The sequence below is a fragment of the Streptomyces fractus genome, from assembly GCF_049844455.1.
Classification (GTDB): Bacteria; Actinomycetota; Actinomycetes; order Streptomycetales; family Streptomycetaceae; genus Streptomyces; species Streptomyces fractus.
On record NZ_JBMYHI010000002.1, the window covers coordinates 7,882,142 to 7,905,800 of the forward strand.

A 23,659-nucleotide genomic window follows, 5' to 3' on the forward strand; every position below is an offset into this window, starting at 1 on the left:
GCTACCTCCTCGTGTTCCGCGGCCGGAAGGCGTCGGGGCCGAGCGCGCCGAAGATCTTCATCAGGGCGGCGACGAGGCCCGTCCACCCCGTCTGGTGCGAGGCGCCGATGCCGGCCCCGTTGTCGCCGTGGAAGTACTCGTAGAAGCTGATGAGGTCGCGCCAGTGCGGGTCGTCCCGGAACAGCGGCTGTCCGCCGTGGACCGGCCGGTGCCCGTCCTCGTCGCGCAGGAAGATGCGGCCGAGGCGCGTGGAGATCTCCTGCGCGACCTCGAACAGGTTCATGTGCACCCCGGAACCCGTCGGGCACTCCACGGTGAGCTCGTCGCCGTAGAAGCCGTACAGATTCAGCAGGGACCGGATGACAAGGGCGTTCATCGGCAGCCACACCGGGCCGCGCCAGTTGGAGTTGCCGCCGAACATGCCGGTGTCGGACTCGGCGGGCAGATAGCCGACCTTGTACTCCTCGCCGTGCACCCAGAACGTGTACGGGTGCTCCTCGTGGTACTTGGACAGCGCCCTGATGCCGTACGGGCTGAGGAACTCGTCCTCCGACAGCATCCGGGACAGGACGCGCACCAGCTTCTTCTCGTCGACGACGGACAGGAGCCGGGGGCCGCCCGTCTTCCCTGCCTGCGCCTGCGACAGGGTCACGGACAGCGAGGGGTGGCGCGAGGCGAACCGCTGCAAGCGCTCGCCGAGGCCGGAAAGACGCTCCAGCTGCTGCGGCTGGAAGACGGTGGACGCGCACAGCGGCAGCAGGCCGACCATCGAGCGGACCTTCAGGCGCTGCGCCTGCCCGTCGGGCAGCCGCAGCACGTCGTAGAAGAACCCGTCCTCCTCGTCCCACAGTTCGTCGCCGAGGTCGCCGAGCCGGTCCATGGACGCGGCGATCCACAGATAGTGCTCGACGAACTTCAGGACCAGGTCGTCGTACGACTCGTTGTGCTCGACGAGTTCGAGGGCGATCTGGAGCATCGACTGGCAGTACAGGGCCATCCACGCGGTGCCGTCGGCCTGCTCCAGAGAGCCGCCGGTGGGCAGCGGCGCGCTGCGGTCGAAGACGCCGATGTTGTCGAGGCCGAGGAAGCCGCCCTGGAAGACGTTGCGGCCGCTGGGGTCCTTGCGGTTGACCCACCAGGTGAAGTTCGTCAGGAGCTTCTGGAAGGTGCGCTCCAGGAACGCGTGATCGGCGTGCCCTGTCGTCTCCTTCTCCACCGTGTAGACGAAGTACGCGGCCCAGGCGTGCACCGGCGGATTGACGTCGCCGAAGCTCCACTCGTAGGCCGGGATCTGCCCGTTGGGGTGCAGGAAGGAGTCCCGCAGCAGGAGTTCCAGCTGGTCCTTGGCGAAACCGAGGTCGACGACGGACAGGGCCACCGCGTGGAAGGCGAGGTCCCAGGCCGCGAACCACGGGTACTCCCACTTGTCCGGCATCGACACGATGTCGTCGCTGACCATGTGGAACCACTCGCGGTTGCGCACACCGGGCCGCGGCAGGCTCCAGGGCGTCAGATGGTGCTCGGCGAGCCACGTCTCCAGGTCGAACGCGTAGTACTGCTTCGACCACAGCATCCCGGCGAGCGCCTGGCGCATCACCCGCGCCTCGTCCTCGCCCGTGCCCTTCGGCGTCAACTCCCGGTAGAACGCGTCCGCTTCGGCGATCCGGTCGCGGAACACGGCGTCGAATCCGCGGGCCAGGGTGAGCTGGGCACCGGCGGGTCCGAGACGCAGCCGCAGCGTCTCGGACCCGCCGGCGGGCACGGTGAGCGTGTGGTGGGCGGCGGCCTTGGTGCCCTCTTGCGCGGGGTTGACGGTGTGCGGCTCACCCTCGACGACGTGTCGGCCGATGCCGTCCTTGACGTAAGTGGCGTCGCCGGCCGTGCCGAACAGGCGCGCCTTGTCGGTCTCGTTCTCCGTGAACAGCAGCTCGGCCGAGGCGCCGCAGCGCAGGTCGTAGCTGCCGAGCTCCGGATGGTCGGCGCGGATCGTGCGGGTGGAGCGGGTCGCCTCGGCCGCCCGCAGCACGGGCTTCGGAGCCGCGCTGGAGTGCTCGCCCCACGACCAGGTGTTGCGGAACCACAGCGTGGGCAGCACGTGCAGCGTCGCCTCGTCCGGGCCGCGGTTGTCGACGGTGACCCGCATCAGGATGTCGTCGTGATCGGCCTTGGCGTACTCCACCGTCACGTCGAAGTACCGCTGCTCGCCGAAGATCCCGGTGTCGAGCAGCTCGTACTCGAACTCCTGCCGTGAACGCGAGCCGTTGACGGCGACGAGGTCGTTGTACGGGTACGGGGCCTGCGGATACTTGTACAGGTATTTCAGGTACGAGTGGCTGGGCGTGGCGTCGAGGTAGAAGTAGTACTCCTTGACGTCCTCGCCGTGGTTGCCCTCCGCGTTGGTCAGGCCGAAGGCGCGCTCCTTGAGGATGGGGTCGCGGCCGTTCCACAGGGCGACCGCGAGACACAGGCGTTGCTTCTCGTCGCTGATTCCGCCGAGGCCGTCCTCGCCCCACCGGTAGGCGCGCGAACGGGCGTGGTCGTGCGGGAAGTACGACCACGCCTCGCCGCCCGGGCTGTAGTCCTCGCGCACCGTCCCCCACTGCCGCTCGCTCAGATACGGGCCCCACAACCGGGAGCGTCCGACTCCGTCGTTGGTCGGGCCGATGCGCGACTGCGACTTCATGTGGCCTCCCAGTGCCCTCGCCGTGCCTTGTGTTGCGGTCCTCCGGCGTTGCGGTCGCGGGGCTCTGCCCCGGGCCCCGCGCCTCAATCGCCGGCGGGGCTTGATATGGAGGCGCCAGTCTCGGCAGGGGGCCGCGGGGGCGCCTCACCTTCCGGGGGTGAGCTCCCCTCGCGGGCCGCGAGCGTGATCGCGATCTCGTACGCGGCGAGCAGCACGGCGATCACGAGGAGCGCGGTCCACGACGACAGCAGGATCGACACGAGGGCCGCGACGACGGCGCCGCCGACGCGCAGCACGTCCGCGTGCCGGGCCAGCCACGGCCTCAACTGTCGGTCCTTTCCCAGATGTTCGCCCGCCCTCGCGATCCCGTGGCCGGTGGCGCGGGCGCCCCGCACGGTCCAGCCGCGCAGCGCGGACGGCAGCCGTCCGGGTCCGATCAGATAGCAGAGGACGGCGACGGCGACACCGAACCACAGGAGCTGGTCGCCCCGTTCACGCAGCGTCGTGAAGACGGTCCACAGCGCCGAGCGCAGTCCTTCGCGGTAGACGCCCTCCGGCAACTGGCCGAGCAACTGGTCGCGCACGCCCCGTAGGACGGCCGTCAGGATGGTGACCGTCACCACCAGCCACAGGCCGAGCTGCAGCAGGGTGCGCCGCCGGTTCGGCGACACCCACAGGGAGAGGGCGAGCAGGACGGGGACGCCGATCAGCAGGCCCACGAGCGCCCGCTTGAACAGCAGGACCGCGTCCTGGAGCTGGCTGAGCGTGTGCCGGTTGTAGAGGCGGATCTGCGCGAAGTTCTCGGGCAGATCCCTTCCGATCGCCTTCTCGATCCGCTGGTGCAGACCGGGCGGCAGCTCTCCGGAGGACAGCGTCGGAAGGTCGATCTTCTTACCGAAGACGGACGGCAGCTCCGTCTCCAGGGAGCCCAGCAGATTGTTGACCACGGGCAGCAGGTTGAGCGTGACGGTGTCGCCCTTCACCTGGACGTTCTTGTTGCGCTTCTCCAGGATGGCGATGATGCGCTCGTGCGCGATCCGGTTCGTGGTCCGCCACAGCTCCTGGAACCCTTCGTTCGCGATCAGTTGAGAGATCTTCTCGCGCATGAAGTCGTGCACGGACCCCGTCACCGGGCCCGCCAGGAACGCGGCGCGCGGCGGCAGCGCCTCGGTCAGCCGCTGCTCCACGTCGAGCTGATCGAAGATCTCGTCCGCCAGATACGTGGAGACCGCGGCGTTCACCTTCGGGTCCTCGGGCAGCGGGCCCACCGTGGCGACCCAGCGGTCCGTGTTCAGGGTGGTCCGCGAACCCCACACGCCCACCACGGACGTGACGGCGAGCACCGCGACGAGCGCGATCAGGATCGCGGCGATCGTGCGCCGCACGGCGAACGTCCGGGCGTGGCGCCTGCGTTCGGTGCCGGCGCGATCGCGCAGCCGCTCGACCTCGGCGCGCAGCCGTTCCAGTTCCGTGTCGGTGGCGGACGGCGCGCCGGACGCGGCTCGGCCGGGGACCTGTTCATCGCTCATGGCGTGGTACCTCCCGCGGTCAGCGTCGCCGCGGTCCGCGGCGCGTTGCTCACCTACGGCGGGTGACGCGCCGCGCGGGCCGCGCCGCTGTGATGCCGGTGGAGATTCCGTCGACAGTCGGAGGGAGACGCCATGGCGGTCATCGGACCGGTGCAGCTGCTCACCATCGAGTTCGGGCCCGACGCCAAGTTCGAGGGGCGGATCGTCGAGGAGCTGGCGATCCTCGAGGCGAGCGAACAGATCCGCGTCCTCGACATGCTCTTCGTCAGCAAGGAGCCCGGTGGCGGACTGTTCTCCCTCGACTTCCAGCAGGAGGGGATGGGCGAGACCGTCGCCGCCCTGCTCGGAATATCGAGGGAGCGGATCCGCGCGGTCCAGGAAACCTATCCGAGCCTCGCCGAGGGCAACGCCTTCGGGCTGAGCACCACCGACATCAGGGAGATGGCCGAGTCCCAGGACCCGGGCACGTCGGCGGCGTACATCCTGCTCGAACACGCCTGGGCGAAACAGCTGCGCAAGGCGGTCAGGGACGCGGGCGGCGTGCCCGTCGCCGAGGGGTTCCTCACCGAGGAGGCCCTGGAGCCCGTGGCCGTCGAACTCGCCGCCGCTGCCGAGCGCCTGGGCGAACCGGCCGCTCCCCGCCCCACTCCCGTACCCAAACCCGGCAAACCACGCAGGAGGACCTGATGGCCGAACTCGTCGTACTCGGATTCTCGGACAAGGAAAAGGCCGAATCGGTGCTGCGCCTGGCCGGCGAGCTGTCCCGGCAGGAACTGCTGGAGCTCGAGGACGCCGTGGTGGCCTGGCGCACCATGGACGGAAAGATGCACGTCCACCAGCAGCACAGCACCACCGGTGCGGGAGCGGCGGGCGGCGCCCTGTGGGGCGCGCTGTTCGGCATGCTCTTCCTGATGCCGGTGTTCGGCGCCGCCGTGGGCGCGGCCGCCGGAGCCGCCTCGGGGAAGCTCGCCGACATCGGCATCAACGACGCCTTCGTCAAGGAGACGGCGCACGCCCTCGAACCCGGCCGCGCCGCCGTCTTCGCGCTCGTCCGGCGCACCACCCCGGACCGGGTGCGCGAAGCGCTGCGCCCCTTCGGCCCCACCGTGATCCACACCTCGCTCACCAAGGACCGGGAAGAGGAGCTGGTGCGGGCCCTCCAGCCCAAGTAGCCATCGGTCGGCCCACTCGGCCCCTGCCAACGCGCCGTCCCACATGGGAAGTTCACCCGGGTGAAATGGCGTCTGGCATGTGCCGGACGCGGCGCCCCCGGCCCCACACTTGCCACCCAGACGGGGGTGTGGGTGCACGGCGCTGCGAGAGCGAGGGTCACCATGGCCGAGTGGTCACACCGCACACCGGACGACGACAGGGGCGATCACGGCGCGGAGCAGGGCGACGCCGTGCCCGCGCTGCCCGACTGGATCGTGCCGCGCCCCCGGCTGACCGACCAACTGGCCAGGGGCGTGCGCGGCCCGCTCACCGTGGTGGTCGGCCCCGTGGGCGCGGGTAAGACGGCCCTCGCCCTGGAATGGGCGCACACCCGGCGCCCGCCCTGGCCGCTCGCCTGGGTCTCCTGTGACGGTCCCGCCGAACACCCGGGAGTGTTCTGGCAGCGGGTGTCCGGCGCGCTGTGCGCCGCGGGCGTCGCGGTCCCCGAACCTGCCGCGAGCGAGGACGGGCCGCTGCTCGTCGCGACCCTCGCCGCCTGCCTGAACGGGCAGGACGAACCCTCGGTCCTCGTCCTCGACGACTTCCAGCCCGCCCTCGACTCGCCGATCGCCCGCGGCGTCACACACCTGCTCCGGCACGCCCCCGACAAGCTGCGCCTCGTGGTGCTCGCCCGCCGCGACCCGCCGCTGCACCTGTACCGCGGGCGGCTCACCAGCGAGGTCGCCGAAGTACGCACCGCTGACCTCGCCTTCGACGACCGGGAGGCGGCGGCGCTCCTCGCCCAGCACGGCATCGACGTGACGAAGCAGACCGTGAGCACGCTGCGGCGGCGCGCGGACGGCTGGGCGGCGGGACTGCGGCTCGCCGCGATGTCGATGGAGCGGCGCGGCGATCCCGAGCGGTTCGTCGCGCAGCTCGCGGGGGACGACGAGGCGATCTCCAGCTATCTGGTCGAGGAAGTGCTCGACCAGCAGTCGCCCGGCATGCGCAGGCTGCTGCTGACGACGAGCGTCCTGGACCGGGTGAACGCCGAGCTGGCCGCCGAACTCGCGGGCGACACCGACGGCGCCCTGTTCGCGGGACTCGTCCGGGAGAACTCCTTCCTGCGGCCCGTGGGGCAGGGCTGGTACCGCTGTCACCAGATGTTCGCCGACGTGCTGCGGACCTGCCTGCGGCACGAGACGCCCGGGCTCGTGGCGCCGCTGCATCGCACGGCCGCCGGTTGGCTCGCCGGGCACGGTCTGCTCGGCGACGCCGTGCGGCACCTGTTCGCCGCGGGCGACTGGGACGAGGCGGCCCGGCTCATCGTGCACCGCCTCGCGATCGGGCAGGTGCTCGGCCTGGCCAGGACAAGGCTGCCCGTCGACGGGGGACGGCCGCCGCCCGACGAACTGTCCGCGGAGAAGCCGGAGTCCGCCCTGCTCGCGGCGGCCTTCGCCGGGACCCGCCGGGACGACCAGGCGTGCACCAGGAACCTGGAGCGGTCCGCCGAGCTCCTCGACCGACTGCCGCAGGGGGAGGAGGACCGCGTCGCGCGGTGCCGGCTCGCCCACGCCGTGATCCGGATGGAACGGCTGCGCTGCCGCGACCCGCGCCGCGCGGGCGACGCCGCGGCCGATGCGGAGGCGGCGGCGCCGCACGTTCCGCACACCCTGCTGGCCGAGCGCCCCGAGATCCCGGCCCTCATCCTGACGGTGCGGGGCGGCGGAGAGCTGCGGGCCGGCAGCCTGAAGGGCGCCCAGGTCTCCCTCACCCGGGGACTCAAGGCGGCGGGCGCCGCACGCAACGGCGCGCTGCGCCGGGACTGCCTCGTCGAACTCGCGCTCCTGGAGGCGCTGCGCGGCCGGTTCCGGGCCGCGGACGAGCTCACCTCCCAGGCCGTCCAGCCGCCGATGCCGCCGTGGGCCGCGGGCGAGCCCTCGCGCGCCACGCTGCACCTGGTGCGTGCCTGGGGCGCCCTGGCGCGCGGCGAGCCCGGCCGGGCCCGGCACGAACTCACGGACAGCGACGGCGTGTTGGGCCAGGCGCCCGACATGTTCCTCGCCGAGCTCGGCGGGGTCGTCGCCCGGACCGCGGCCTCGATGGAGCGCGGGTCCCGGGGCGCCGAGGCCGTCGCGGACGCCGTGACGGTGTCCCGGCTGCCGCAGACGGTGCAGCGCACGATCGCGCCGACCTGTGCCCGGCTGCTGAACCCCGCGCAGCCGCACCGCGCGTCCGCTTCCTCGCCGCCCGAGCGGGATCCGCTCGCGGAGGTTCCCGCCGAGCGGCTCAGCGCACGCGAACGCGATGTCCTCGACCGGCTCGCCCAGATGATGACCACCGAGGAGATCGCCGACGATCTCTACCTCTCGGTCAACACGGTGAAGACACACCTCAAGAGCGTGTACCGCAAACTGGCCGTGTCGCGCCGCTCGGCCGCGGTCCGCAGGGCCCGCGAACTCCAGATCCTGTGAGTGTGAGTGTGAGTGTGAGTGCGCCGGGGCCGGCGCCGGCCTGGTGTGCCGGCCCGGCCCCGGCCTCACACGAGCCCCAACTCCCGTGCCCGCACGAGGGCTTCCTCGCGCGAGCGGGCGCCCAGTTTGCGGTACACGGCGCGCGTGTGGCTCTTGACCGTGTTGTACGAGACGTAGAGACCGTCGGCGATCTCCCGCAGCGGGACCTCCTCCTGAAGCTGTCGCAGTACGGCGAGTTGACGGGTGGTCAGCTGCGGCGGTAACGGTCGCGAGCCGTTCTCCGCCGGGGCGGGCACCGCGGCGAGCGCGGCCGAGGCCCGGTGCACCAGCGCACCGGCCGCCCGTGGATCCGCCACGTCCCCCGCGATCTCCACCAGGACTCCGGCCACCCACAACAGACAGGCCGCCAGAACGGCGTCGGCCGCCGCGCTCTCCTGGTTGAGCGATCCCAGCTGGAGGCGCAGCGCCAGGACCCGCCCCGCGTTCCCCGTTTCATCGACCGTGCGTGGGCACAGTGCTGTCGGCATGCCCCTCACCTCCCCATGTGGAGGGCATCACCCCACCACGGTGCGGCCCGCGTGAGCGCGGCGGAAGGGGTCTCCGCGCCGTTTTCCGGGAGCTTCGGCCCGTCGCCGGGGCCGAAAGGCCGCTATCCCCGCGCCTCGCGCGGCCCGGGGAGCCTGCGGACCTCGAGGAGTTCGAGGCCGAGGCCCTGGATGCGGTCGAGGATGCCGTACAGGGCGGCCTGATCGAGTCCCGCGCCGACCAGCACCGTCTCGGCCGGGCGCAGCACGACCGTCAGCTCGCCGAAAGCCGACCGGAAGGCGTCGCCGAGCCTGCCCCTGACGCGGATCTCGAAGTCGCCGCCGCCGAAGGGCGCTGCGGCCGGTCCTGGTCCCGGACCCGTGTGTGACCCGCCCATGACGTCACCTCCAGTGCGGGCGTCGGCCCGCGTGCCATTCTCCCGGCGACCGCACCGCCGAGGGCATCACCTCGGACGGGTGACAGTCGCGCGCGGGGCGAGGCTCATCCGCTGCGGGTGAACCGGTTCCGGCTGTCCGGGCCGCATGCTCCGGGTCCATCGAGTCGGGATCCATCGAGATCGAGGAAGGGGGTGCGACATGGCCGAGCAGACCTCGCCGGGTCAGGCGCGCTCCGGAGCGTCCGAGCCTGAGCCCCATGTCCGTGCGGCCGCCGTCGGCGGAGTCGTCTTCGCCGCGTTCGTGATGGGCATCATCGGCGCCTATCACGCGATCGCCGGCCTCTCCGCCGTGCTCAACGACAACTTCTACCAAGCGCAGAACGACTACGCGTTCGACTTCGACGTCAACGCCCGCGGCTGGGTGCAGATGATCACCGGGGTCATCGTCTTCGCCGCGGCGCTCAGCCTCTTCAGCGGCCGGACCTGGGCACGGATCGTCGTCATGATCATCGCGGCGATGAGCGCGCTGGAGAACTTCTTCTTCACCCCGTACCAGCCCGTGTGGTCGGCGATCCTCATCGCCCTCGACATCCTCGTGATCTGGTCCCTCGCCGTGTACGGACACCGCGAGGCGCACAAGGTCTACGGGGCGCCGCTCTAGCGACTCGGCGACTTCAGGGCCGCCCTACCGTCAGGGCCAGGCCCGTGATGTCGCGCCAGTTGAGCGGCGGGCGTTCCCGGTACGTTCCCGGGCGCTGCTTCGGCACGATCACGCGCAGCGCGCCGGGGCGCACCTCGATGCGTACGGGGACGTCCATGCGCATCGCCTCCCCGTCGAGGCCGACGGGGACCGAGTCCCGGTCGGCGTCGACGACCACCGAGGCGGCGGTCCGCGTCGTCAGACCGGCGGACCGGTTGCCCCGCAGTAGCCCCGCGGCCTGCGCGGCGCTCGTGACCCGCACGCCGACGCAGCCGAGGATCCCGCCGTCGAGGCGGGTGCGCCGGCCGAGCCCCGCGATGTCGCGGGCGCCGTACGGGTTGTTGCTCACCAATAGCGCCTGCGGGTCGGCCACTTCGTGCTCGCCGACCCGTGCGGTGAGCTCCGCGCCCTGGTGCCTGACGAGCAGTCCGGGCAGCAGATCGAGGGTGGTACGGGTCTTGCCGTCACGGTAGGAGAGGCTCTGCACCACCTCGGCGTAGGCGCCGAACGAGACGTTGTTGACGAACGGGTGGCCGCCCGCCCGGCCGAGGTCGACCCGCAGTTCCACGCCGTCGGCCAGCGCGTCCAGCGCCTTCGACGGGTCCTCGCGGTCCAGGCCCAGGTCGAGGGCGAAGTGGTTGCGGGTCCCGGCGGGGATCACCAGGAACGGCAGGCCGAGTTCGGCGGCGACGTCGGCGACGAGGGCCTGTGTGCCGTCGCCGCCCGCGACGCCGAGCAGGTCCGCCCCGGCGGCGGCGCGCTCGCGGGCCAGCGCCGCCACGTCGACCGGCTCGGGACCCTCCAACAGCACGACGTCCGCGCCCAGTTGCTCGGCCTTCGCGCGCAGCCCGAAGCGGTCGACCTTGCCCCCGCCCGAGCGCGGATTCATGATCAGCACCGGCCGGTGGAACGCGGGCGCCGTCGCCTCGGGCATCGGAGCGGCCGGCGAGCGAGGCCCCAGCGCCGCCCGGCCCGTCCCCGCGGCGAGCAGCCACAGCCCGACCGACACCAGCACCACCCACACCAGATGCGCGCGGGCGTACGCGACGAGGACCAGGACCGGCGCGGCGAGCGCCAGGAGCAGCGCCAGATACCGCGCGGGACCCCGCCTGCTGAGCACCCACCACACGGCGGCGGCCGTGACCGCCGTCCCCAGGATCCCCGCGCCCAGCAGCGCGAACGTCCGCACCCCAGCGAAGGCGGCCAGGACCAGCACGGCGGCCGCCGCGGCGGCCAACGACGCACGCGCCAGCCACCGTTGCCCCCGCCCCTGTGCCGTCCGCCCCTGTGCCGTCCGCCCCTGTGTCGTCGGTTCCATGACCGGCAGTCTGCGACCCGGGAACCCCGTCGGACTCACCCCCCGGAGGCGACCTCACACCGGCGGGGTGACGTCGCCGCGCCCGCCCCGGCGCACGGTGTGCACAGCCAGGAAGGAGCCCGCCATGTCCGAGATGACGAGCCGTCGCCGCACCGCGCGCGAGCAGGAGAGCACGGGCAGGTCCGCGAGGTCCCGCGTCCCGCGCTCCGGGCACGCCGACTACGCCCCCGCCGCCGACCGCCCCGACCCCGTCGACATCCTTGAGCGGCAGTCGGCGAGCAGGCTGCCGGAGCTGGTCCCGATCCGCTACGGCCGCATGCTGGAGTCGCCGTTCCGGTTCTTCCGGGGCGCCGCCGCGATCATGGCGGCAGATCTGGCGCAGACCCCGGTCACCGGCCTGCGCGCCCAACTCTGCGGCGACGCCCACCTGTTGAACTTCCGGCTGCTCGCCTCACCGGAGCGGCGTCTGATGTTCGACATCAACGACTTCGACGAGACGCTGCGCGGGCCGTGGGAGTGGGACGTCAAACGGCTCGCCGCCAGCCTCGCCATCGCCGGCCGCGCCAACGGCTTCGGCCGCTCGGAGCGGAACCGCGTGGTGCGGGCCGCGGCGGCCTCGTACCGGCAGTCGATGGAGCTGTTCGCCGGGATGCGCACGCTGGACGTGTGGTACTCGCGGATCGAGGCGGACGAGCTGTACGCCGCCGTGTCCACGAAGCTGGACACCCGCAGCAGGCGGCGCATGTCGCAGGCGATCGGCAAGGCCCGCGGCCGTGACCACCTCCAGGCCCTGGAGAAGCTCGCCCACGTCGTCGACGGCGAGCTGCGTATCGCCGCCGACCCGCCCCTGGTCTCCCCGCTCGACCAGCTGCTGCCCGGCGTCGAACGCAAGCAGTTGGAGGCGCAGTTGATGGACCTGATCGAGCGGTACGCGCGCACGCTCACCGCCGAACGCAGGGCTCTGCTCACCCAGTACCGGGTCGTCGACATGGCGCGCAAAGTGGTCGGCGTGGGCAGTGTGGGCACCCGCTGCTGGATCGTTCTGCTGCTCGGCCGCGACGACCACGATCCGCTGCTGCTCCAGGCGAAGGAGGCGGGGACCTCCGTGCTCGCGGAGTTCGCCGGACCCGGCGCCCACACCAACCAGGGCGAACGTGTCGTCGCCGGGCAGCGCCTCATGCAGGCGGCCGGCGACATGTTCCTCGGTTGGGAGCGCGTGGAGGGTTTCGATGGACGTGAACGCGACTTCTACGTACGGCAGTTGAGGGACTGGAAGGCGATACCGCAGGCCGATCTGATGTCACCGCGCGTCATGCGCCTGTTCGCCCGGGCCTGCGGCGCGACGCTGGCCCGCGCCCACGCACGCTCCGGCGACCGCGTCGCCATCGCCGCCTACCTGGGCCGCTCCGACCGCTTCGACGAGGCGCTCGCCCGCTTCGCCGAGGCCTACGCCGACCAGAACGAGCGCGACCACGCGGCGCTGGCCGAGGCCGCCCGGGACGGCAGGGTGACGGTGGAGTCAGCGTGAGCCGGTGGCCGTCGCGCCGCCGAGCCGGTGCCGCAGGAACTCCTCCTGGGCCAGGACGCGTCCGACGGCCACGCCGAACACCACCATGGTGAAGAACAGGATCAGCCAGGACAGCACCGCGAACACCGACCCGAGGGCCCCGTAGCGGTCCACGCTCATCCGCAGCGTGCGCGGCAGCCACAGCCCCGACACCCCGCAGAACGCGACCACGCCCGCCGCCGTCAGCAGCGCCCCCGGCAGCAGCGGCAGCCACGGCACCCGCCCGGCGAGCAGCAGATGCTGGGTCCACCACCACATCAGCGTGGCCGCCGCGAACTGCAAGGGGTAGCCGACGACCGCGCCCGCGCCGAACGCCCGGTGCAGCGCGCCCTGCACGATCAGCATCGCCACCCAGACGAGCAGCCACACGGCCCACCGCCACGCCACGAGCCGCACCCCGGAGTGGGGCACGTCCCAGGCCCGCTCGCACAGCCGTTGCAGGGCCCGGGTGAAGGCCGTCGCGGACAGCAGCGCGACCAGGACGCCGGCCGCGCCCCAGCTGTGCAGGGTGGAGTCGGCGCCCCCGGCCGCCTCCTCGGCCTGCGCCACCACAGGACCCGACGTCCCGATCAACGTACGCAGTGAGCTGAGGAGTTCGCGCCGCACCGCCTGCGGACAGAACGAGGCGAGGGCGATGAGCATCGGCAGGGCCGCCAGGAACGCCTGCGCCGCGAGCCGTGTCGCCATGTCCAGGATGCTGACGCGCACCAGCTGCTGCAGGATCCGGCCCACCAGGGGACGGACAGCGCCTGTGATCGTCATGGCAACGCCCTCCCGGGACGGGGGACCCGCACCCCTGCCGGGCACTGTCGGGCCGACCGCCCCGACGCACGTCGCCCGCGCCGGGTGACTCCGGCCGGTCGGCCAGAAGTGGCGAATTCCCATGCCCGGCCTCGTCGTTTGCTTAAAGGTGATCGAAACGAGCCTTGACCCATCAACTTCGAGCAAATAGCGTCCTTGCATTCCGGTCGACTCTTCACCAGGAAGGCTCCCTGTGCGCAGGCGCTCTCTCCTCGCCGCGGCCGCCACGACACTCGCGGCGGCGCCGCTCGCGTCCGGCTGCGGCCCCTCCTCGTCGAACGCCTCCGGCGCCGCGGGCGGCGGCTCGCGGCGCGGCCATCTCACGTACGGCGTCTGGGACGTCTATCAACTGCCCGCCATGCAGCGCGCCGCCCGCGCCTTCGAGCGGTCGCGGCCCGGCGTGAGCGTCGACGTCCAGCTGACCCCGAACGGCACGTACTGGACCAAGCTGCGCACCGCCTGCACCGGTGGTTCCGCGCCCGACGTGTTCTGGATGAACGGGCCCAACTTCGGCATGTACGCCGACGCCGGGCAGCTGCTCCCCCTGGACACCGAGGGCGACGACGCCGTGCTGCGGACCGCCGACTTCCCGGCCGACCTGGTCTCCCTGTACCGCTGGAAGGGCACCCAGTACGGCGCTCCGAAGGACTTCGACACCGTCGCCCTCTGGTACAACAAGGAACTCTTCGACCGGGCCAAGGTGCCGTATCCGGACGCCAGTTGGACCTGGCAGGACCTCATCGAGAACGCCCAGCGGCTCACGGACCGCAAGCGCGGGATCTACGGAGTGGGCGCGCCCGTCCGCGCGCAGGAGAACTACTACGACTCCATCCCGCAGGCCGGCGGCCATGTCATCTCCAAGGACAAGCGGAGCTCCGGCTACACCGACGAGCGGACCCGCGACGGGCTGCGGCTGTGGATCGACCTGATCCACCGCTACCGCGCCTCGCCCACCCTCCAGCAGATGGCCGACACCGACCCCACCCAGATGTTCCAGTCGGGCACCCTCGCCATGACCTACGAGGCGTCCTACAACGCCGCCACCTTCTACGCGGACCGTGAGCTGCGCGCCAAGGTCGACGTCGCGCCGATGCCCAAGGGCAAGCACCGCGCCGGCGTGCTGCACGGCCTCGCCAACGTCGTGTACGCCCGCACGCCGAACCCCGAACTCGCCCGCGACTTCGTCCGGTTCCTCGGCACCGAACGCATCTCCCTCCTCCAGGGCAAGTACGGCACCGCGATCCCCGCCCGCAACGGCACCGCGAAGCCGTGGGCCGCCGGGATGCCGCACTTCGACCTGAAGGTGCACCTGGACGCCCTCGACGATGCGGTGCTCTACCCCAGCTCCGCCAACAGCGCCGCCTGGCAGCACAAGGAACAGCTGTGGCTCGCCAAGGCGTGGAGCGGAGTCGAGAGCCTCGACTCCGCCACCGACTCCCTCGCGGACGCCATGAACCAGCTGCTCGCGCAGGAGAGGAAGGGCAGGGCCTGATGAGCGTCGACACACGGACGGAAGCCGCGACACCCGCGCGGCGCGTCCACCAACAGCCGCTGGACCAGCGGGAGTTGCGGCGCCGCGAGCGCCGCTTCCAGCACCGCGACAAGTGGTGGGGCTACGCCCTCATCGCGCCCGCCGGGCTCGGCCTCGCCGTCTTCTACCTGTGGCCCGTGGTGCAGACGCTGTACTACAGCTTCACCGAATGGGGGCCCTTCGGCGGCACGACCTGGATCGGGGTCGCCAACTACCGCACCCTCGTGGGCGACCCGGAGTTCTGGCAGTCCCTCGGCAACACCGCCGTCTACACCGGACTCGTCCTCCTCGGCATCCCGCTCTCCATGGTGATCGCCGTGCTGCTCAACCTGAAGGGACTGCGCGGCACCGGCGTCTACCGGACCCTCTACTTCCTGCCCGTCGTCACCATGCCCGCCGCGGTCGCCGTCGTCTGGCGCTGGCTCTACAACGGCGACGCCGGCATCCTCAACCACGCGCTGTCCACCATCGGTATCGACGGCACCCACTGGGTGTCCGACCCGCACACCATCCGCTTCGCGGTCGCCGTCGTCGGTGTGTGGATGACCGTCGGGTACAACATGATCCTGCTGCTCGCCGGGTTGCAGTCCATCCCCGGCGACTACTACGAGGCCGCCGCCCTCGACGGGGCGGGACACGTCCGGCAGTTCTTCTCGGTGACGCTGCCGCTGCTGAGCCCCACGCTGTTCTTCACCACCGTGCTCTCGGTGATCCAGTCGCTCCAGGTCTTCGACCTCGTCTACCTGATCATCGGCGCCAACACGCAGAACGCGCTCCAGAACCCGGCCTACGGCGAGGGCCAGACGGTGGTGATGCTCTTCTTCCAGAAGGCGTTCTTCGACAACCAGCGCGGCTACGGCGCGGCCATCGTGTGTGTGCTGTTCGTCCTCATCATGGCGCTGACCGCCGTCCAGTTCAGGCTGCAGAAGAAGTGGGTGCACTATGCGTAAGGCCGTCGCGCGCGAAGGGCGGCTCTGGCCCGCCCATGTCCTGCTGGTCCTCGGCGCCGTGATCACCGTGTTCCCGCTGCTGTGGGAACTCCTTACCTCCTTCAAGAGCTTCGGCGAGTCCGTGCGCGTGCCGCCGACGATCCTGCCCGCGCACTGGGACTTCTCGAACTACGCGAAGGTCTTCGACGGCGTCCCGTTCGGGCAGCAGTTCGTGAACACGCTCGTCATGGCGCTGCTGCGGACCGCCGCCCAACTCCTGCTGTGCTCGATGGCCGCGTACGCTTTCGCCCGCATCCGCTTCCCCGGCCGCGGGCCGATCTTCCTCGGGTTCCTCGCCGTCCTGATGGTGCCCGGACAGCTCTTCCTGCTGCCGCAGTACCAGATCATGCAGAACCTCGGCTGGCTCGACTCCATGCAGGCGCTCGTCGTCCCCGGCATGTTCTCCGCGTTCGGCACGTTCCTGCTGCGCCAGTTCTTCATGGGGCTGCCCGAGGAGGTGGAGGAGGCGGCCAGGCTCGACGGCGCCAATCCCTTCACCGTCTTCTGGCGCATCGCGCTGCCGCTGGCCCGCCCCGGACTGCTCGCGCTCGGCATCCTCACGTTCCTGTGGTCCTGGAACGACCTGATGTGGCCACTCATCGTCAACACCGACCCGGCCAAGATGCCGCTGTCGGCGGGCCTCGCCGCGCTCCAGGGCGCCCACCTCACCGAGTACCCGGTGCTGATGGCGGGGTCCCTGCTCGCCACGCTCCCGGTGATCGTGGTGTTCGTCGCGATGCAGCGCCAGTTCATCCAGGGCATCGCTTTCTCCGGCATGAAGGGCTGAACCCGTATGACCCACACCGCTGTCGCCGCCGCGGCCCCGACCCGCACCCGTGACCTCCGCCTGGGTGTCATCGGGCTCGGCCTGCGCGCCACCGTCGCCCGCGAGGCCCACCACCCCGGGGAGGGCTCCGCCGTGGTGGCCGTCGCCGACACCGCGCCCGGCATGTTCGACCGGGCCCGAGACTGGTTCGGCGACGACGTGCACACCTACGACGGCCACCGGGCCATGCTCGACGCCGAGGACCTGGACGCCGTCTTCGTCATCACCCCGGACCACACCCACGAGGAACTCGCCGTCGACCTCCTCGAAGCCGGGGTCGCCGTCTTCGTCGAGAAGCCGCTCGCCATCACCACCGAGGGCTGCGACCGCGTCCTGGAGGCCGCCCGCACCTCCGGATCCCGGCTCTACGTCGGGCACAACATGCGGCACATGCCCGTGGTCCGTGTCATGCGCGAACTCGTCGAGCGCGGCGAGATCGGCGAGGTCAAGGCCGTGTGGTGCCGGCACTTCGTCGGGCACGGCGGCGACTTCTACTTCAAGGACTGGCACGCCGACCGCCGCAACACCACGGGCCTGCTCCTCCAGAAGGGCGCCCACGACCTCGACGTCATCCACTGGCTGGCCGGCGCCTACACGGAGCGGGTCAGCGCGCTCGGCGGGCTCACCGTCTACGGGGACATCGCCGACCGCTCGGGGCAGGCACCAGGCGCCACCATGCCCGACTGGTACGACCCCGAGAACAACTGGCCCCCGGCGTCCCTCACCGGGCTCAACCCCGTCGTGGACGTCGAGGACCTCTCCATGATGGTGATGCGCCTCGAAGGCGGCATCCACGCCAGCTACCAGCAGTGCCACTACACGCCCGACTACTGGCGCAACTACACGGTCATCGGCACCGAGGGCCGCCTGGAGAACTTCGGCGACCACGGGGACAGCGCCGAGGTCCGCGTCTGGAAGCGGCGCAGCGGCTACCGCGCCGACGCCGACCTCGTCGTCCCCATGCCCGCGCCCGGCGAGGGCGGACACGGCGGCTCCGACCCGCTGCTCGTCGCCGAGTTCCTGCGCTTCGTGCGCGAGGGCGGCGCCACGGACACGAGCCCCGTCGCGGCCCGCGAGGCGGTCGCCGCGGGCGTCGCCGCCACGGAGTCGCTGCGGGCGGACGGGCGCCCGGTCGCGGTGACCCGGGTGGCTCCCGGGCTCGCGGACTGGTTTGCCAACGGGCAGAGTTGAGCGGGTCCCGGCCCGGGGCGCCCGTCACCCCGTCCAGGACCAGTTGGCGATCTCCGGGAGGTCGGTCCCGTGCTCCCGGATCCACGCGTGGTGTCGCGTGCGGGCGTCGGCCATCGTCTGGCGGACCGCCGTGGCCCGCACGGCGAGCCCCGGCACCCGGTCGATGACGTCCATGACCAGGCGGTACCGGTCGAGGTCGTTGCGCACGACCATGTCGAACGGCGTGGTCGTGGTGCCCGACTCCTTGTAGCCGCGTACGTGGAGGTGGGCATGGCCGGTGCGGCGGTACGCGAGGCGGTGGATCAGCCACGGGTAGCCGTGGTACGCGAAGATCACCGGCTTGTCGGCCGTGAACAGCGCGTCGTACTCGAAGTCCGGCATGCCGTGCGGGTGTTCGCCCTTGGGCAGCAGCCGCGTCATGTCGACGACGTTCACGACGCGCACCGCGAGCTCGGGCAGGTGCGTGCGCAACAGGCCCGCCGCGGCGAGGACTTCCTGCGTCGGCACGTCGCCCGCGCACGCGAGGACGACGTCCGGCTCGCGGCCGCCGTCCTCGGTGCCCGCCCAGTCCCACACCCCGGCGCCGCGCGCGCAGTGGGCGCGGGCCTCGTCCAGGGACAGCCAGTCGAAGCACGGCTGCTTCCCCGCCACCACGACGTTGACGTAGTCGCGGCTGTGCAGCACGTGTTCGGCCACGGACAGCAGCGTGTTGGCGTCCGGCGGCAGGTAGACCCGTACGACGTCGGGGCTCTTGTTGAGGACGTGGTCGACGAAGCCGGGGTCCTGGTGCGAGAAGCCGTTGTGGTCCTGGCGCCAGACGTGCGAGGTCAGCAGGTAGTTGAGGGACGGCAGCGGGGCGCGCCACGACAACTCCCGCGATGTCTTGAGCCACTTGATGTGCTGGTTGACCATCGAGTCGACGATGTGCACGAACGCCTCGTAGCAGGAGAACAGGCCGTGCCTGCCGGTGAGGTTGTAGCCCTCCAGCCAGCCCTGGCAGAGGTGTTCGGACAGCACCTCCATCACGCGTCCGTCGCGCGCCAGGTCCTCGTCGGTGGCGAGCGTGCCCGCCTGCCAGGCCTTGCCGGTGGCGTCGTAGACGGCCTGGAGGCGGTTGGACGCGGTCTCGTCCGGGCCGACGATGCGGAAGTCGCGGCGGTCCGCGGTGTCGCGCATGACCTGGGCCAGCAGGTCGCCCAGCACGCGGGTCGGCTCGTGCATCGCGGTGCCCGGCTTGTCGACGGGCACGGCGAAGTGTTCCAGCGGGGCGATCGGCAGGCCGCGGGTGAGCAGCCCGCCGTTGGCGTGCGGGGTGGCACCGAGGCGGCGTGCGCCCTCGGGCACGCAGGAGAGGACCTGCTCGGTGGGGCGGCCCTCGGCGTCGAAGAGTTCCTCGGGGCGGTAGGAGCGCAGCCACGCCTCCAACTGCCGCAGATGGTCAGGGTTTTCGCGGACGGCGGGCAGCGGCACCTGGTGGGAGCGCCACGTGCCCTCGACGGGTTCGCCGTCCACGCTCGCCGGGCCCGTCCACCCCTTCGGCGTACGCAGCACGATCATCGGCCAGCGTGGGCGCCGCGTCGCCTTCCCCTCGCGGGCCTCGCGCTGGATGCGGGCGATGCGGTCGAGCGCCTGGTCCATGGCGCGGGCGAGGTCGCGGTGCACGCGCGGCGGGTCGTCGCCCGACACGTGCAGCGGCTCGTGCCCGTACCCGCGCAGCAGCTCGTCGAGTTCGGCGTCGGGGATGCGGGCGAGGACGGTCGGGTTGGCGATCTTGTAGCCGTTGAGGTGCAGGACCGGTAGGACGGCTCCGTCGTGCACCGGGTCGAGGAACTTGTTCGCGTGCCAGGAGGTCGCGAGCGGTCCTGTCTCCGCCTCGCCGTCGCCGATCACGCAGGTGACGAGCAGGTCCGGGTTGTCGAGGGCGGCGCCGTAGGCGTGCGCGAGGGAGTAGCCGAGTTCGCCGCCCTCGTGGATCGAGCCGGGTGTCTCGGGCGCGACATGGCTGGGCACGCCGCCGGGGAACGAGAACTGCTTGAACAGCCGCCCCATGCCGGCGGCGTCCCGCGTGACGTCCGGATACGTCTGCGAGTACGTCCCTTCCAGCCAGGAGTTCGCGAGCACGGCGGGCCCGCCGTGGCCGGGACCCCAGACGCACAGGGCGTCGAGGTCGCGCTCCTTGATGACACGGTTGAGGTGGGTGTGCACGAGGTTGAGGCCCGGGGACGTGCCCCAGTGGCCGAGAAGGCGCGGCTTGATGTGTTCCGGCGCGAGTGGCTCGGTGAGCAGCGGGTTGTCGAGGAGGTAGATCTGGCCCGCCGCGAGATAGTTGGCGGCCCGCCAGTGCGCGTCGAGTGCGGCGGCCTGATGCTTGGACAGATCCTTCGCCATGGCAGCTCCATCGGTAGCGGCAGAGTTGTGCTCGACGCCGCCAGTCTGCCGCCCTCCCGGCCGCGCACGAAGCACCCTTGTGGCCATCGTGCCGGGTCGCCGGGCCGGCCCCCCGTGGAGGGGGCGGGCCGGGTGACGAGTGGCTACAGGGTGACCCGCTTGCCGCCGAGGGTCACGGTCAGCTTGCCGTCCGTCGCGTAGGACCAGGCGAGCGCGCCGCTGTAGGAGGCGCAGCGGGAGCCGTTGGCGCCGGTCCAGAACTGGTTCGTGGAGTCCGCGTCGCCGACCGTCTTGTCGTTCGACCCGGAGACCGAGAACCGGCACGAGGTGTTGGAGCGGAACACCGAAGTCCCCTTGTCGAAGGAGTAGTTGCGCTCCGCGTTGTCGATGCTGAGGTTCCCGGAGATCGCCATGGAGCCGGGGTTGCTGTTGTACGTGAAGCCGTGGTGACCGTTGTCGTAGGCGATGCTGCGCCGCACGACGTGGTCGACCGCGATGTCGTCGCCGCCGAGCTTGTAGCCGTTGCGGTCGCCGTTGGAGTTCACGGTGCCGTCGCTGAGCGTGCCGTTGCCGTACGAGAGGGAGTCCTCGATGGTCACCGGTCCGATGGGGCCCGTGTCGGTCTTGGTGTAGAGGTCCCAGCCGTCGTCGATGTTGTTGTGCGAGACGGCGTAGCGGAAGACGTTCCCCGTGCCGGTGGTGAGCTTCGCGGCGAAGCCGTCGGCGTCCTCGCCGTCCGAGTCGGCGTTGTCGTGCGACTCCGCGCTCACGATCAGGTTGTTCGACGGCCACTGCGCCTTGGGCGTGGTGGAGGCGATCCGGCCGAGCTGAAGGCCCGTGTCCCGGTTGAACCGGGTCACCGTGCGCTCGATGACGTTGTCGCTGCCGCCGACGTAGATGCCGTTGTCCCCGGCGTGCTCCACGACGATCCCGTTGACGTGCCAGTACGAGGCCATCACGGCGAGGCCGCGGTTCGCCGGATCCTCGCTCTGCGCCGAGAAGTTGAGCACCGGCTTCTCGCCCGGGTAGGCGGTGAGCGTGGTGCGCGCGGAGGCCGTGCCGTTCCTGCCCTCGGGGATCGTGACCGTCGAGGACTGCGCGTATGTGCCGCCGCGCAGGTAGTTGGTGCCGCCCGCGGAGACGCGGCTGATCGCCGAGGTGAGCGTGGTGGGCGCGGACTCGGTGCCGGCCGCGCCGTCGGTCCCGGTCGGCGAGACGTACAGGGCGCCGCTCGCGGGCGGTGTGGTGGTGTCGCCCACCGGCGCGTCGACGTCCACGTAGTCGATGTTGGGGAGCCCGGCGGACGAGGTCGGGTTGAGCCGGATCGTGTTGCTGCCGGCCTTCACCTGCACGGTGACGGTCTTGGTGGCCCACGTGGTCCACGCCCCGGTGCCTGCGAACGAGGTCGAGGCCGCGGTGGAGCCGTTCACCACGATGTCCGTGGCCCGCGCGGTGGTGGTGCCGTTCGCGTAGCGGACGGTGACGGTCGCGGTGCCCGCCGCGGGGGAGTCCACCGTGAACTGGGCGTACGCGCCAGTCGCGTTGGTGGCGTTGCAGTAGCCGGAGCCGGTGTAGCCGGACCATTCGGTCTCGGTGACGCCGGTGCACACGGCCGGGGAGGTCTCGGCCTGGTAGCGGGTGGTCGCGGCCTGGGCCGAGCTGCCGGACAGGGCGACGAGGGCGCCCGCCAGGAGGCCGGCGGAGGTGAGGGTGACGAGGGGTCTCGCGGCTCTTGAGTTCATCGTTCGTCTCCAGGTGCGTGAACGTGGCTGGTTCGAATCCGTGAACAGGACCGTCCGGAGGCGCCATAATCACAGCGGGGAAAGCCCTTTCTGCGGGCGGTCGACGGTGACGCTAGAGCTGGCGTCGTGTTCGCGTCAACGGCTATGTATGTGATCGTTGTTCGCGAATATGAACGATCATGAGCCGGAAGGGCCGCCCGCCCCGGGCCGCGGCGGCCCTCAGGCGCCGGTCAGCGTCTGAAACGGGGTGCGTCCGTAGGCGTCGCGGTAGAGCGCCGCGAAGCGGCCGGAGTGGTGGAAGCCCCAGCGCGCGGCGATCGCGGTGACCGTCGTGTCCGCCGGATCGGCGTCACGCAGCTCGTCGTGCGCGTGCGCGAGCCGCACCCGGCGCAGATACGCCAGCGGCGTGGTGTCCAGATGCCTCCGGAACGCGTACTGCAGCGCCCGGACGGTGACATGGGCCGCCGCGGCGATCTCGGTGACGGTGAGCGGCTCCTGGGCGTGCGCGTCGATATGGGCGACGGCGCGCCGCAGGGTCGCGGAGTGGGCGTCGTGCCGGTCCGTCCCCGTGGGGCGGATGAGCGCGGTGTTGGGGAAGGCGGCCAGCACGCTCGCGGCCAGGTGCTGGGCGGCGGTCGAGACGACCAGCGGCTCGGAGGCGACCTCGGGGTCGGCCAGGACGTGATCGCGGACGTGGATGATGGTCCGCTTCAGGTGCAGGGCCGCGGCGTCGGACACGGGCCGGTGGCCGATGAGCCGCACCGGCCCCGGCGCCGCTCCCGGGGCGGCGGTGGCGACCTGGCTCAGGAGGCCGGGATCGAGCATGGTGATGTTGTACCGCGCGGCGCAGATCCGCCCCTCGTAGGGCAGTTCGGGCGGGGCGAAGGAGACCACGTCACCGGGGCCGAAGGCGTCCTCGACATCGCCGAAGGCGTGGTCCTGGACGGTGCCCTCGTGGACGAGGCACAGGCAGATCTTCTGAAGGGGCGTCACCGCGTAACGCATGTCGAAGTCGAGGTCGAGTTCGTCGACGGTCACCCCGGGCATCGCGTCGCGCCGGATCCGGGCCCTGCTGGACCCGGGTGTGCCGTTGCCGATGCGCATGCGGGCGTAGTGACGACTGAGGAAATCCTCGGTGACCTCGAGGTCGCTGCTGTCGAAATGCAGTGTGTCCATGCGTGCCGCGCCCTCCGCTGAATATGCCCGGTGGGCTCATTTTACGATCGGCGCCGCCGCGGCTTCCACGGCGCGTACCTGCGCGTGCGTGCCGCCCGCCCTTTCGTTTGCTGGATAGCCTTCTCCCGAAACTTCGCTGTGAGGACTGCGGGCTTCGTGCGCGAGGCCCGAGCATCGAGGTGTCGACCCCTGCCCTGCCCAAGTACCGTGGCGGTCACGGGGCGAGAGCGCCGGCGCCGGCGCTCCCGTCGAAGACTGAGAAAGGTGAACGCCCTGACCGCTCCCGCGTCCAACCCTGGTCGCCGCATGGCCTTCTTCATGCTGTCCGCCACGCGGCCGCTCGCGCTGCTGTCGGCCACCGACCTCGCCAAGGAACACGAGCGGCTGCAGACGGAGGTCACCCAGCTCAAGCAGGCCGTGACCTCGCACGCTCTGGTGGACCAGGCCATCGGCGTGGTCGTCGTCCTCGGCCGGATCCCGCCCGAGGACGCGTGGCGCGTGCTGCGCGATGTGTCGCAGCGCGCCAACGTCAAGCTGAACCTGGTGGCCAAGCACCTCCTGGACTTCGCCCAGGGCGGCCTCCTGCCGGACGAGGAACGCCTGGAGTTGCAGCGGGCCATCGATCGCTACGCCGCGCTGCGGTCCCCGTCGCAGGATCCGCCGCGGTGAC

General features: G+C 71.4%; 19 protein-coding genes. 10 read left to right on the forward strand and 9 right to left on the reverse strand.

All coding sequences use genetic code 11. The features are described 5' to 3' along the window. Nucleotide 1: 1 nt before the first annotated feature. Both ACP4E5_RS37705 and ACP4E5_RS37710 read right to left on the reverse strand, forming a co-directional pair. A complete protein-coding gene (locus ACP4E5_RS37705) occupies nt 2–2,683 on the reverse strand; it encodes an MGH1-like glycoside hydrolase domain-containing protein (RefSeq protein WP_425836990.1) in 2,682 nt (893 codons plus the stop codon). Nucleotides 2,684–2,766: 83 nt separating this feature from the next. Next, the gene (locus ACP4E5_RS37710) at nt 2,767–4,212 is read right to left on the reverse strand and encodes a hypothetical protein (RefSeq protein ID WP_425836993.1); all 1,446 of its coding nucleotides are present in this window, start codon (nt 4,210–4,212) and stop codon (nt 2,767–2,769) included. A gap of 132 nt (nt 4,213–4,344) precedes the next feature. Here ACP4E5_RS37710 and ACP4E5_RS37715 point away from each other — a divergent pair, with 132 nt between their 5' ends. The 3 genes from ACP4E5_RS37715 (at nt 4,345) to ACP4E5_RS37725 (ending at nt 7,838) form a co-directional block, all read left to right on the forward strand. Continuing rightward, nucleotides 4,345–4,899, forward strand: a complete 555-nt coding sequence (locus ACP4E5_RS37715) for a DUF1269 domain-containing protein (protein WP_425836996.1) — start codon at nt 4,345–4,347, stop codon at nt 4,897–4,899. After that, nucleotides 4,899–5,384: a DUF1269 domain-containing protein gene (locus ACP4E5_RS37720; protein ID WP_425836999.1), complete on the forward strand. Its 486-nt coding sequence runs from the start codon at nt 4,899–4,901 to the stop codon at nt 5,382–5,384. Before ACP4E5_RS37715 ends, ACP4E5_RS37720 begins: the two co-directional genes overlap by 1 nt. A 162-nt stretch (nt 5,385–5,546) precedes the next feature. Next, nucleotides 5,547–7,838 carry a helix-turn-helix transcriptional regulator gene (locus ACP4E5_RS37725; RefSeq protein WP_425837002.1) on the forward strand — a complete coding sequence of 764 codons (2,292 nt, stop codon included), beginning with the start codon at nt 5,547–5,549 and terminating at the stop codon, nt 7,836–7,838. Nucleotides 7,839–7,903: 65 nt separating this feature from the next. On the opposite strand, the gene ACP4E5_RS37730 is transcribed toward ACP4E5_RS37725, so the two are convergent. Next, entirely contained in the window at nt 7,904–8,365 is a 462-nt protein-coding gene (locus tag ACP4E5_RS37730) for a helix-turn-helix transcriptional regulator (RefSeq protein WP_425837005.1), read from the reverse strand. A 122-nt stretch (nt 8,366–8,487) separates the two neighbouring features. Further along, nucleotides 8,488–8,760, reverse strand: a complete 273-nt coding sequence (locus ACP4E5_RS37735; RefSeq protein ID WP_425837008.1) for a hypothetical protein — start codon at nt 8,758–8,760, stop codon at nt 8,488–8,490. A 199-nt stretch (nt 8,761–8,959) separates the two neighbouring features. On the opposite strand from ACP4E5_RS37735, the gene ACP4E5_RS37740 reads away from it, so the two are divergent. After that, nucleotides 8,960–9,421 (forward strand): DUF7144 family membrane protein, encoded by a 462-nt coding sequence (locus ACP4E5_RS37740; protein WP_425837011.1) that lies wholly within the window; start codon nt 8,960–8,962, stop codon nt 9,419–9,421. 13 nt (nt 9,422–9,434) lie between these two features. Here ACP4E5_RS37740 and ACP4E5_RS37745 read toward each other — a convergent pair whose 3' ends face one another. Next, the gene (locus ACP4E5_RS37745; RefSeq protein ID WP_425837014.1) at nt 9,435–10,778 is read right to left on the reverse strand and encodes a diacylglycerol/lipid kinase family protein; all 1,344 of its coding nucleotides are present in this window, start codon (nt 10,776–10,778) and stop codon (nt 9,435–9,437) included. A 124-nt stretch (nt 10,779–10,902) separates the two neighbouring features. Between ACP4E5_RS37745 and ACP4E5_RS37750 the strand changes: the two genes are divergently transcribed. Further along, the gene (locus ACP4E5_RS37750) at nt 10,903–12,306 is read left to right on the forward strand and encodes a DUF2252 domain-containing protein (protein WP_425837017.1); all 1,404 of its coding nucleotides are present in this window, start codon (nt 10,903–10,905) and stop codon (nt 12,304–12,306) included. On the opposite strand, the gene ACP4E5_RS37755 is transcribed toward ACP4E5_RS37750, so the two are convergent. After that, nucleotides 12,298–13,107, reverse strand: coding sequence for a YhjD/YihY/BrkB family envelope integrity protein (locus ACP4E5_RS37755; RefSeq protein WP_425837020.1), 810 nt, complete (start codon nt 13,105–13,107; stop codon nt 12,298–12,300). The two genes, ACP4E5_RS37750 and ACP4E5_RS37755, sit on opposite strands and share 9 nt — an antisense overlap. Before the next feature lie 232 nt (nt 13,108–13,339). Here ACP4E5_RS37755 and ACP4E5_RS37760 point away from each other — a divergent pair, with 232 nt between their 5' ends. Genes ACP4E5_RS37760 through ACP4E5_RS37775 form a run of 4 tightly spaced genes read left to right on the forward strand, consistent with a single transcriptional unit; the run spans nt 13,340 to nt 17,683 of the window. After that, on the forward strand, nt 13,340–14,638 hold the full coding sequence (locus ACP4E5_RS37760; RefSeq protein ID WP_425837023.1) for an ABC transporter substrate-binding protein: 1,299 nt from the start codon (nt 13,340–13,342) through the stop codon (nt 14,636–14,638). After that, entirely contained in the window at nt 14,638–15,627 is a 990-nt protein-coding gene (locus ACP4E5_RS37765) for a carbohydrate ABC transporter permease (RefSeq protein WP_425837026.1), read from the forward strand. The genes ACP4E5_RS37760 and ACP4E5_RS37765 overlap by 1 nt, the downstream gene beginning before the upstream one ends. Continuing rightward, nucleotides 15,620–16,453, forward strand: a complete 834-nt coding sequence (locus ACP4E5_RS37770) for a carbohydrate ABC transporter permease (RefSeq protein WP_425837029.1) — start codon at nt 15,620–15,622, stop codon at nt 16,451–16,453. Before ACP4E5_RS37765 ends, ACP4E5_RS37770 begins: the two co-directional genes overlap by 8 nt. Nucleotides 16,454–16,459: 6 nt before the next feature. Beyond that, nucleotides 16,460–17,683 (forward strand): Gfo/Idh/MocA family protein, encoded by a 1,224-nt coding sequence (locus tag ACP4E5_RS37775; protein WP_425837031.1) that lies wholly within the window; start codon nt 16,460–16,462, stop codon nt 17,681–17,683. Between the two features lie 24 nt (nt 17,684–17,707). On the opposite strand, the gene ACP4E5_RS37780 is transcribed toward ACP4E5_RS37775, so the two are convergent. The 3 genes from ACP4E5_RS37780 to ACP4E5_RS37790 form a co-directional block, all read right to left on the reverse strand. Then, on the reverse strand, nt 17,708–20,071 hold the full coding sequence (locus tag ACP4E5_RS37780; RefSeq protein ID WP_425837033.1) for a phosphoketolase family protein: 2,364 nt from the start codon (nt 20,069–20,071) through the stop codon (nt 17,708–17,710). Nucleotides 20,072–20,214: 143 nt separating this feature from the next. Continuing rightward, nucleotides 20,215–21,813, reverse strand: a complete 1,599-nt coding sequence (locus ACP4E5_RS37785) for a carbohydrate-binding protein (RefSeq protein WP_425837036.1) — start codon at nt 21,811–21,813, stop codon at nt 20,215–20,217. Nucleotides 21,814–22,032: 219 nt separating this feature from the next. Then, on the reverse strand, nt 22,033–22,989 hold the full coding sequence (locus ACP4E5_RS37790) for a helix-turn-helix transcriptional regulator (RefSeq protein ID WP_425837039.1): 957 nt from the start codon (nt 22,987–22,989) through the stop codon (nt 22,033–22,035). A 264-nt stretch (nt 22,990–23,253) separates the two neighbouring features. Here ACP4E5_RS37790 and ACP4E5_RS37795 point away from each other — a divergent pair, with 264 nt between their 5' ends. Continuing rightward, nucleotides 23,254–23,658: an ANTAR domain-containing protein gene (locus tag ACP4E5_RS37795; RefSeq protein WP_425837042.1), complete on the forward strand. Its 405-nt coding sequence runs from the start codon at nt 23,254–23,256 to the stop codon at nt 23,656–23,658. Nucleotide 23,659: the final 1 nt, after the last annotated feature.